General features: G+C 63.3%; 4 protein-coding genes, 1 pseudogene and 1 riboswitch. Of the genes and pseudogenes, 1 reads left to right on the top strand and 4 read right to left on the bottom strand.

Features of this window, described 5'->3' with window-relative positions; all coding sequences use genetic code 11:
• Positions 1 to 415: 415 nt before the first annotated feature.
• Complete coding sequence (locus tag IRZ31_RS17845) at positions 416 to 790, bottom strand: DUF1801 domain-containing protein (RefSeq protein WP_363325696.1); 375 nt, start codon at positions 788 to 790, stop codon at positions 416 to 418.
• Positions 791 to 1,094: 304 nt separating this feature from the next.
• Positions 1,095 to 2,402, bottom strand: coding sequence for an alpha-galactosidase (gene melA / locus IRZ31_RS17840; RefSeq protein WP_297156125.1), 1,308 nt, complete (start codon positions 2,400 to 2,402; stop codon positions 1,095 to 1,097).
• Between the two features lie 379 nt (positions 2,403 to 2,781).
• Positions 2,782 to 2,916, top strand: a riboswitch (TPP riboswitch).
• Positions 2,917 to 3,153: 237 nt separating this feature from the next.
• Between melA and IRZ31_RS17835 the strand changes: the two genes are divergently transcribed.
• Complete coding sequence (locus IRZ31_RS17835) at positions 3,154 to 4,704, top strand: cytosine permease (protein WP_112432522.1); 1,551 nt, start codon at positions 3,154 to 3,156, stop codon at positions 4,702 to 4,704.
• 113 nt (positions 4,705 to 4,817) lie between these two features.
• On the opposite strand, the gene IRZ31_RS17830 is transcribed toward IRZ31_RS17835, so the two are convergent.
• Both IRZ31_RS17830 and IRZ31_RS17825 read right to left on the bottom strand, forming a co-directional pair.
• A complete protein-coding gene (locus tag IRZ31_RS17830) occupies positions 4,818 to 7,673 on the bottom strand; it encodes a DUF3962 domain-containing protein (protein WP_297156122.1) in 2,856 nt (951 codons plus the stop codon).
• Positions 7,673 to 8,928: pseudogene (locus IRZ31_RS17825) on the bottom strand (transposase); the annotation flags it as partial. The gene IRZ31_RS17830 and the pseudogene IRZ31_RS17825, both read right to left, overlap by 1 nt.

Genomic DNA, 8,928 nt, shown 5'->3' with positions numbered 1-8,928 from the left:
GGGGGGTCGATCCGCTTGGGGATACTGAAAGGAACCGGAAGCCGACCGCGACTACTACACAGCCAGGTGGCAGGGGGGTCGATCCGCTTGGGGATACTGAAAGACGGGAAATGGTCTCATACCGATAAGTTCCAGGAATATCGTAGTGGCAGGGGGGTCGATCCGCTTGGGGATACTGAAAGACGAGGGTTTGTCGTCGCTAGCTGGTGCTCCAGCGTGGCAGGGGGGTCGATCCGCTTGGGGATACTGAAAGCTTGTGGATATTGAAAGGCTGATACTGAAAAAACAAGCAATAAAAGCGCGGAGGAGGCTTTCCCTCCCCCGCGCCTGTAGTCAACCAATCACAACAAGTAGCCTGCTACCCAGACAATCTAGCCCAGCCGCGACACCACACCCCAACCACAGCCCAGCAAGCTCAGCCCAGCGCCCGCCTGAGTAGCCCCCTGATCCGCTCCTCCTCAGACGGCCCCAGCGCCGTCAGCGCATAGGCCGTCGGCCACATCTGTCCCTCATCCAGATGGGCCACATCGTTGAAACCCAGCGTCGCATAGCGCGTCTTGAACTTCTGCGCCGGCTGGAAAAAGCAGACAATCTTGCCATCCCGCGCATAAGCCGGCATCCCGTACCAGGTGCGCGGCACCAGCTCCGGCGCACACTCCTTGACCAGCTCATGCAGCCGCGTGGCCATGCTCCGATCCGGCTCGCTCAGCTCGGCGATCTTCGCCAGCACCTCGCTCTCTCCCTGCTCGCGCTCTTTGCCAGCCTTTAACTCGCGAGCTCGCTCTCGCATCGCGGCCCGCTCCTCATCCGTAAAGCCCTCGCCCTTGCGAGCACCCGCACCGGCTCCGCCCCTTCCCTGCCCTTGCTTTCCCCGCTTTTCATCAACGTCGCTCATGAACACACAACCTCCTGATAATGATCTCTCCCAGCCAGCGCACCGCGGCTTGTCTGGCCTGTATGCCTGCCCGCCGGCAGGAGGCGCCAACAGGCTTTCATTCACCTGCGTGATCCTGCACACGCCTCCCTTGCCAACCCATTCTTCCCCTTCCTCGCAGAAACGGCAGGCCGGGCCAGCCGTCAACGTCTCAGCCCCTTCACACAAAGGCTGTCAGGGCCTCCCGCTCAGCCTCCCATAGCTCAGCAAAAAGCTGGCTCAGCTCTTCCAGCGAGCAGACCGCCGCGCTCAGCGGATCAAGCAGCAACGCATAGCGCGCCGGTTCACGCCGCCCCGTCAGCAGGGCCTCACACAGCAGCTCATGTACCGCCATGTGCGCCCGATCGAGGGCCGCCAGCTGCTCCGGCAGCCGTCCGAAATGCATGGGCTGCACCCCATTGCGATCGACCAGACAGGCCACCTCGACACAGCCATCCGGCAGATTCTCGATCAGTCCCGCGTTGCGCACATTGCCATAGATCACCGTCGGCCTCCCTGTCACCACGGCCTCGATGATCTGCGCCCCATACTCCACGCTGCGCTCCCAGGGGATGTCACGCTCGCCCCTCAACATCTCTTCAAGAGCGCGCTCGCCCTCGCGGCGCCAGGTCGGCCAGTTGTTGGCATAAAAGCCTGACTCGCCCAAATAGCCCGCCCGGCAATAGCGCGCAACCAGCTCGGGGCGCTTGCGGAAATACGGGACATACTCCGAGAAATGGCCGCTGCTCTCCGTCACAAAGGCCCCCAGATGCAGCATCGTCTCAAAGCGCACCGGGTCCAGCTCATAGATCTCGGGCCGCCGCGCCCGCTCGCGCAAACGCGGATACATATCCTCGCCCCGTACACGCAGCTCCGTAAACCAGGCCAGATGGTTGATGCCGGCACAGCGCCATTCCAGGTCCTCATAGGGCACCTCCAGATAGTGCGCGAGCTGGCGCGAGGTCCACTGCACACTGTGGCATAATCCTACCGTACGCATGCGCGTTCCTCGCAGAGCCGCCAGCGTCAACGCCGACATCGGATTCGTATAGTTCAGTACCCAGGCCCGCGGACATAACTCCTCGGCATCACGCAGGATCGCCAGCCAGGCCGGCCCTGTGCGCAGAGCCTTGAAGATCCCCCCGGGGCCAATCGTATCGCCGATACACTGGTCGATGCCATACTTCAAAGGAATCTCATAGTCCTGGCGCACATAGTCCAGCCCCGCCACCTCGATGGTATTGATCAGAAAGTCGCTGCCCACCATCACCTTGCGGCGCTCTGTCGAAGCTTCTACACGCCAGCGCCTGCCGCTGCGCTCGATCAGCTTCTCGGCTATACGGTGGGCCAGCTCCAGTCTCCGGGCATCCACATCAACCAGGGCAAAGGTCCCCTCCTCCAGCCCATCGCTGAGCAAGATATCGGTCATCAGCTGACGCGCAAAGACAGCGCTTCCGGCTCCGATAATGGTAATCTTGATCTGGGTCACACGCGCATCCTCCCGCGGCAATCCGCCGCAGCTCTTGCTTGTCTGCCAGGTTCGATCACCTGGCAGGCAGAATCAGGGCCTACAGGCAGTATAGCATCTCCAGGCACTACACCAGGTTGCCAGGAGCGCTGAGCAGCAGGTCAGCCCCTCATCAGTGGCCATACTCGCTGCTCTGACGCCCAGCCGAGGCCGGAGGCACTGCGAGTATGGCCACAATGGTCCATTCCCCGCAGTACTTCCCTTCTCTCACGCCCGGCAGAGCGCTATGTGGGGCACTCTCTGATGAAGTGGAGGCGTGAATCGCGCCACTATTCCTTGACGTGGTTGCAGCAATCTGCTATACAGGTATCTAGCAACACCGTTGCAGGTAGAGAAGAAAACAGGCAGTCACGGGAGCTCGGGAGAGCCGGGCTGAGAGGGTGACCAGCCGCTGCACTCCGGCAGATGGCACCGTCACCGACCGCCAGAACCTGATCTGGGTAATGCCAGCGCAGGGAGCGTGCTTCTTGCCGCCAGGCAGCATCGAAGCAGCAGAGCCATCCCCGGGGTGCTGGCGCTCTCTTGGCCAGCACCCCGTTGTCGTGAGACGAGCCGCGACCGCTCCCTGCGTAGGTCTCGGTCCCAGGGCCTTGACCACTGACCAGGGCAGCTGGAGGCGCCTCAAGTCCACTCACCCAAGCCGGCCCGGCCCTTGCCTTCCGGCCTCCCGTGCCAGCCCACGTCAGCCACATCCAGAGAAGGAGCGAACAGCATGGAACAGCCGGACAGCAGCATTCTGCAGGTAAGAGGAGTAGAAGCCGATGATTTTCTCAAAGTCGAGCGCCACGGCATGGAGCCGATCCCCGAAGCCGACCGCCACGGCAGCGCCCGCGAGCTGACGCTTGTCTGGGCCGGAGCAATGGCCAATTATCTATCGCTCCTCACCGGCGCCCTGGCCATCGGTGCCCCGCTCGTCCTGGGCCTGAGCCAGGGACAGCTTGGCCTGCTCGATAGCGCCATCGCCATCATCATCGGCTCTGCCCTGGCCGCCGTTCTGCACGGCCTGACCAGTGCCACCGGCGCCCGCACCGGCACCCCGCAAATGGTCTTTGCCCGCGCCGTCTTCGGGCACCGTGGTGCCTACGTGGGCGCCTTCCTCACCTGGCTGATGGCCGTCGGCTGGTTCGCCGTCGACTGCGTCATCGGCGGCTGGGCCCTCGTGCAGCTCGCCAGCCTGATCGGCATCCCCAGAACGCCGCAGACCGCCCTCATCGCCATCGGCCTCGTCCTCATCGCCTCCGTGATCGTCGCCGTCTACGGGCACCAGACCGTCCACGTCTTCGAAAAGTACGGGGCCATCGTCTTCATGGCCTTCTGCCTCTTACTCTTCATTGTCCTCTTCCCGCGCATCAACTGGAGCCTGCCGACCACAGTTCACGGGCCGGCGCGCCTGGCGGCCATCGTCACCGGCGGCGGCTTCATCTACGCCCTCATCGCCTCCTGGATACCCTTTGCCTCCGACTACTCGCGCTACCTGCCCTCGCGCACGCGTCCCGGGCCTATCGCCTGGTGGGCCGGCCTGGGCATCGGTCTGCCCACGGCCCTCCTGGGCATCCTGGGCGTCGCCCTGGCCACCATCAACCCGGCCAATCCCGATCTCTTAAGCGTCATCACCGGGGCTGCGCCGCGCTGGCTGCTGGTCCCCTTTCTGCTCTTCGTGGTCCTGGGCGAAATCTGGGCCAACTACTTCGACGTCTACACCGCCGGCCTGGTCGCCCTGGCGATGGACATCCCCCTGCGGCGCTGGTGGTCGGCTCTCCTCTGCGGCATCGTCGGAGCGCTGGGTGTCTTCTGGATCGGCCTCTTCTCTCATTTCAGCTTCAGCGAGGCCCAGACCTACAGCGAGCTGGTCAATCGCTTCCTCAATGTCTACATCGACTTCCTGCTGCTGACCTACCTGTGGGTGCCGGCCTGGGCCGCCGTGCTCCTGATCGATTTCTTCTTGCTGCGCCGCGGGCGCTACGCTGCCGAAGAGCTGACGCGCGGGCGAGCCGGGCGCTACTGGTATCGCGGCGGTGTGGCCTGGCGAGCCGTTCTCTCCTGGCTGGTGGGCTTCGCCGCTACCATCCCCTTTATCGGCTCGGCCACCCTGCCCTGGCTAAGCCAGCCCTGGCAGGGGCCATTCGCCCACCTGCTAGGCGGCATGGACCTGAGCGGCATCATTGGGGCCGTTGTCAGCGGCCTGCTCTACCTCCTGCTGAACCTGCCCCACCTGCGCCAGCAGCCCGCCGCTGGCACCGCCGAGACGGCAGCAGTCAGCTAAGTAAGCTCACGACCAGCCAGAGGCGGTGGCCCCGTCCGCACTGCTCCGACCCGACCGGAACGGATCGGGCCGAACGAACCGGACTGGGCCACCGTCTTCTTCAGGAGGGCTATTTACTCCTCGCCTTCGTCTTCGCCTTCCTCGCCGCTTCTCTCTGCGGCCTCAGCCTCGGAGGTTAGCCACGTGCGTAGCTCAGCTGGGCGGAGCGGCAACGTATACTCTTCGAGCTGGCGCGCCAGGTGGAGTGGCAGGGGCAAGATCATTGGCGATCCAAACTGAACGGCCATCTGGGCGCGCAGCTCGTGGGCGACGACTGCACACATTAGCACGTCATCAGGGCGCTGCTCATGGCCCTGGCGGGCGATGGTCAATTCCACGATGCGCGGATTCCAGGCCATTCCCCCAGGAGCGTCGAAAGGCTGATGCGCACTCCGTCCCGTAGCCAACTTCTCAAACGGGCGCAGTGAGAGCTTCGAGCTATATTTGCTCTGGTGCGCCGTGGGCGGCTTTTCCTGCACACTATAGAAGACAGTGGGATTCGTCGCGTCGCGGAACAGCCCCTGCGAGAGCAGGTACGGATCTTTGCCCAGAGCCTGCCGCTTTGCGTTAAAGGCATACCACTCGGGCACTTCGGGCGAGGCACTGCGTACGCGGACAATGCGCAACTGCGGAAAGCGCTCTAGCTCTGGCGGCAGACTGGCTGTGATGCGCTCGTTCCCCAACCAGGGCCAGGACTGACGCAGGTTACAGGCATCGCAGAAGAGGATGGTCTCCCCGCGCGTCGGCAGGAGCGTATGCAACGTCTTGAACAGGAACTGACGCACGGCCTCGCGATCGCGCTGGCTGGCCTGCTCCAGGCAGGCGAGCTGCAGGGCAGCCTCGCGATAGGGCAGCCAGTCCTCAAAGCCAGGCGCGCGTACCAGCACAAGCCGGCTATCGGAGCGCAGGTAGACCACGACAGGCAGATACTGGGGCAGATGGGTTTCGCTGCCGCGCCGATTGCGGTGAATGACCCAGGCGGCCAGGTAGTGCAGCGGCTCAGGAATCTGGAAAGGCAGCTTGTGGACCCTGGCCTTGGGGAGCAGCCGCGGCGGCACACCGAGAACGCCACACTGCCGCAGAAGATCACGGACGGCAGATCTGGCCCGCTCCTGCAGCGTCTCCTTAGAGGTTTCTTCTTCCCTGTCAGAGGTCGGCGGCGTCAAAAACTGCGTCAGGTAGCCCTTGCGGGCGAAGCCCAAACGCAGGGCGGCCTTGGGATCTCCATCGTGACGGAAGAAGTAGGCATCAGGCAGCTCGATGATGGCACCGCAGGGACCAGCCGCCTCTGGTAAGGTCTGCGCTATAGCCTCAGCTCGCTCTTGAATCTTCAGACGCCAGTGCTCGGCAGCCTGCCCCCGCGAACGCTCCTTGATTCCCAGCGCCCTCCCGATCTCGCCCAGCGGCTCATAGCGCACCGTGAGCGTCAGCTCTGGTGTTGTCCAGACCGTTCCCTCAGCTGTCTCCAGAGGATAGCCCAGCACCTCATACAAAGCCAGCCGCACAGCCTGCAGCACCTCCGCGGTCTGGTAGCGCACAAGAATGGTCATGGCCTGCCCGTCCCCAAGTGCTTCCGCCACAGCCTGCCGACGCTCAGCGCAGACCTTCATCTGGGCCATCGGCTCCCGATCTTGCTTCTCTTGAGGGAAGAAAGGATTGGACGGGTGCGTAATGAAGCGCCGCGCCCCATAGCGCTCTAGCGGCGAGCGCAGTACGAAATCCGGGGCCAGCAGCTCAGCGATCTGCTCCACCATGAAACGACGATCGCTGAGAGAGAAGCCCGCTCCCTCCCCATGATCCGGCCTCATGCCGGTCCGAAAGACAAGCGCAGCCTGCGGGCTTCTACCCGTCAGAGCCCGCTCTAACCATTCGGTCGGCTGCTGGATGAGCTGCTGCGGATCAGGCAGCAGCTCGGCCCAGTGCAGATCGTTGAGCAGGGCAACCAGCGAATCGGCCCACCTATATTCGACAATCCAACCGTTGCCATTCTCGGGCGTCTCCCCAGCCTTGCGATTGCGCCTGACAATCGGCGCTACCTGAAAGCACTGCCGCTGCTGGTCGGCGGCGAGCCAGGGCAGGCTATCCAGCAGATAGGCGCTGATGGTCTCAGCCGGCGTGTATTTCAGCGGCTGCGAGACCCAACGTCGAACGCCCAGGTTGATATGTAGCTGGGGATAGCTTTGAAAGGGCACCGTCTGGAGGGTCACCGTGATCACGATGGACCAATACCAGGTCTGGGACCCCTTGCTCTCCTGCTGCGGCGGCCAGGAAATCAGCTCGCAGCCATGTCGGCCCGGCGCCAGGGGCGCCCGCTTGAAACGAAAGCGTCGCGTGTGGTCACCTGCCAGCTCTAAGGCCGAGAGTCTGGTAGCCACCAGATCGGGCATGAGCACAAAGCCATTTTGAATGCAGCGCTGGTCAACCTGGCGGTACGGTCGAGCCGTCCCATTCGGGGCCTGCGACCAGTAGCAAAGGTCGATCTCTTCCCGCTTCCAGCCGAGAGGCAAGGTCTGCACCTTCTGGAGCAGATCCATGAGAGCGGGCGATGGGAAGAGAGAACGAAAGACGGTGCGCAGCCAGGCACTGAGCAGCGCCTGCAGCAGAACGCCCTCTATTGGCGGCTCCGCAGGCCGCTCCTGGTCGACAAAACCATAGAGCCAGGGCTGCACACCGCTATCGGTGATACGGCTGGTAATCGAGATCAAGTCAGGAATCAGCAGGCGCGCTGCCTGATTCAGGACCACATGGGGAGGAGTGCTTTCCTCCGGCGCACGCCCGACGATCTGACTCTGGACCTCACGCAGGCGGCGCTTGAGGTCCTCGGGGAACTCCAACACCCAGAAAGGATGAGAGGCCAGCCGCTCTCTGACGGCGGCGTTGTCGCTCGCCAGGCAAAAGGCTATCGGCTGCAATACTGTGTCATTGGCCATCAATATTGCTCCCTCTCTTCAATGCCCTTCAAGCCATAATAAAGGGGTCCATAGAGAATCTGAGCCAGATGCCTCTCACGAGGAGGAATAGCCTGTGTGTCATCTGGCTCAAAGTAAGGACGGAGTACCTCTTGCATGCCCTTGATGAGGCTGGTATGTTCGTAGTCGCTCTCGCCCGTGGCCGCCTGGCGCGGGGCAAAGCGCGCATCGCAGAAAAAGATGCGGGCCGGACAGCCGCCACGCACCAGGCGCCCGATGACCTGCCAGAGCGAGACCAGCAGCGTCCAGGTCAGAGCCTGACGCTCCTCCTTCGGCAGGGAACTGTAGCGCAGGCGCAGATGCAAGAGGTGCTGCCAGCGCGCAAAGGCTCGCTGACGGAAGCGCTTGCCAAGTGTCTCTAGATCCGCTGGCTCGGAACCGCAGAGCCGGCGCAGCCAGTTGGTATCGGCACAGCGCTCGATCGCCCAGCGGTTCATGCTATGCAACAGGTAGTGAATGTCATCGGGCCGCGGGTGCGGGCGCACGAGGAAGCAGACGGCCCCGAGCGCAGCTTTCCCCTCGTCGTTCAGGATGTTGTGGCCCCGCTCAATCGCCTGGAGAGGCGCAATGAGCAACCAGGCGTCGCGTTTGCTCAACTCGCTCACCAGGCCACGGGGCAGCCGATCATCGCTTTGCCACGACCATTGACTTTCGAAGATGGCATCGTCGGGGACAAGGTAGACAGCTTCACCCGGGGCTATCAATCCCTGGTTGAGCAGGTAGTGATAGGCATGCCGGGCCTCCGCGTAGCTGCCCACGACCAGGAGAATGCGCTGCCGTCCTTCGGGCAGCTCAGCCCGCAGCCGATCCAGCGAGCTCGGCAGCCGCTCCTTAGCAAGATGCTCGTGTCGCGCCAGATCTCGGAGCACGATCTCTAGATGCCTGAGACGCTCCTCTCCCTGAAAGCCCGAGACCGCAGCCGCCTCCATTGATTCCTCCAGGCGCGCGAAGCGATAGACAAAGTCGCTCTTTTCGATGGCCAGGCGTTCCTCCTCCGGTGGTAGCAGGATCGCCTGGACCGGTAGCTGCAGATGATAGATCGGCGAGGTGCCCGCCCAGCTTGTCCCCGAGAGCAGCAGGCTGTGAGGACCCGCCAGCCCATCAGCAGCCAGGAAGTCATGCAGGTGCAGCAAGAGCCAGCGCCCGACGCCCATGCAGCGGAAAAAGCGCAGCTCCCCCGGCTCTGAGGCGCGCTCGGATGAGCGTACATATTGAA

Origin of the sequence: Thermogemmatispora sp., assembly GCF_019683635.1 — a bacterium.
GTDB lineage: Bacteria > Chloroflexota > Ktedonobacteria > Ktedonobacterales > Ktedonobacteraceae > Thermogemmatispora.
Note: the sequence above shows the minus strand (reverse complement) of the source record. Positions and strands in the feature narration are given on the sequence as shown.

Coding starts and splice junctions, on each gene's coding strand:
- IRZ31_RS17835 (WP_112432522.1), top strand. CDS start 3,154: ATGGAACAGCCGGACAGCAGCATTCTGCAGGTAAGAGGAGTAGAAGCC.
- IRZ31_RS17830 (WP_297156122.1), bottom strand. CDS start 7,673: ATGGCCAATGACACAGTATTGCAGCCGATAGCCTTTTGCCTGGCGAGC.
- IRZ31_RS17845 (WP_363325696.1), bottom strand. CDS start 790: ATGCGAGAGCGAGCTCGCGAGTTAAAGGCTGGCAAAGAGCGCGAGCAG.